Here is a 1,784-nt window from a genome sequence, read left to right on the forward strand (position 1 = left end):
GCCGCAACCGGTAAAGCCCTGAAAAGATGAGGAGACCGCCGTGGCAGCACCTGGCGAGAACATGCGCGTCAATTCAGACCGCCTGTGGGATTCACTTATGGAGATGGCCAAGATCGGCCCTGGTGTCGCCGGCGGCAACAATCGCCAGACGCTTACCGACGAGGACGCCGAAGGACGCCGGCTGTTTCAGTCCTGGTGTGACGAAGCAGGGCTCACCATGGGCGTCGACACCATGGGCAACATGTTCTTCACCCGGCCCGGCACCGATCCCGATGCGCTGCCCGTCTATGTCGGCTCGCATCTCGACACCCAGCCGACCGGCGGCAAGTATGACGGCGTGCTCGGCGTGCTCTCGGGCCTTGAGGTCGTTCGCTCGATGAACGATCTCGGCATCAAGACCAAGCACCCCATCGTCGTCACCAACTGGACCAACGAGGAAGGCGCGCGCTTCGCACCGGCGATGCTCGCTTCCGGCGTCTTTGCCGGCGTCCACACCCAGGATTTCGCCTATGGCCGGAAGGACCCGGAAGGCAAGACCTTCGGCGACGAGTTGAAGCGCATCGGCTGGCTCGGCGACGAAGAGGTCGGCGCGCGCAAGATGCACGCCTATTTCGAATACCATATCGAGCAGGGCCCGATCCTCGAGGCCGAGGGCAAGGACATCGGCGTCGTCACCCACTGTCAGGGTCTGTGGTGGCTGGAATTCACCCTGACCGGTCGCGAAGCCCACACCGGCTCGACGCCGATGAACATGCGCGTCAATGCCGGCCTTGCCATGGCCCGGATCCTGGAAATGGTGCAAGGGGTCGCCATGGAGAACCAGCCGGGCGCCGTCGGCGGCGTCGGCCAGGTGTTCTTCTCGCCCAATTCCCGCAACGTGCTGCCGGGCAAGGTGGTCTTCACCGTCGATATTCGATCGCCTGACAAGGCCAAGCTCGACCGCATGCGGGCCAAGATCGAGGCAGAGGCACCCAAGATCACCGAGCCGCTCGGTGTCGGCTGTTCCATCGAAGCGATCGGCCATTTCGCGCCGGTCACCTTCGACCCTAAGCTCGTCACCGCCGTGCGCAGTGCCGCCGAGCGGCTCGGCTACAGCCACATGAACCTGATCTCGGGCGCCGGCCACGACGCCTGCTGGGCCGCCAAGGTGGCGCCGACGACGATGATCATGTGCCCCTGCGTCGGTGGCCTCAGCCACAACGAGGCGGAGGACATCTCGAAAGAATGGGCCGGCGCCGGCGCCGACGTTCTCTTCCACGCCGTCGTCGAAACGGCTGAAATCGTCGAATGAGTTTGCGGGCGGGACGAAAGTTCCGCCCTTTTTCGTGGCTGTCGCCTGACCGCCGGAAGAGCAATCGCGAGGATCAAGAACCATGAGCACTGTCATCAAGGGTGGAACCATCGTCACGGCCGACCTGACCTACAAGGCGGACGTGAAGATCGAGGGCGGCACGATCGTCGAGATCGGCCCTGATCTCTCCGGCAGCGAGACGCTGGACGCGAGCGGCTGTTACATCATGCCCGGCGGCATCGACCCGCACACCCATCTCGAAATGCCCTTCATGGGCACCTATTCCTCCGACGATTTCGAAAGCGGCACGCGGGCAGCGCTTGCCGGCGGCACGACCATGGTGGTCGACTTCGCGCTGCCCTCGCCCAACCAGTCGCTGCTCGAAGCGCTCACCATGTGGGACAACAAGTCGACCCGCGCCAATTGCGACTATTCCTTCCACATGGCGATCACCTGGTGGAGCGAGCAGGTCTTCAACGAGATGGAGACCATC

2 protein-coding genes are annotated in these 1,784 nt (G+C 63.8%); both read left to right on the top strand.

The annotated features are described in order from the left end of the window. Window positions 1-40: 40 nt before the first annotated feature. Complete coding sequence (locus VGO04_RS17740) at window positions 41-1,291, top strand: Zn-dependent hydrolase (protein WP_327497294.1); 1,251 nt, start codon at window positions 41-43, stop codon at window positions 1,289-1,291. An 82-nt stretch (window positions 1,292-1,373) separates the two neighbouring features. Then, a partial coding sequence (locus VGO04_RS17745; protein WP_327497295.1) for an amidohydrolase family protein occupies window positions 1,374-1,784 on the top strand: 411 nt, incomplete at its 3' end.

Origin of the sequence: Ensifer sp. (assembly GCF_035999185.1) — a bacterium.
GTDB lineage: Bacteria > Pseudomonadota > Alphaproteobacteria > Rhizobiales > Rhizobiaceae > Ensifer.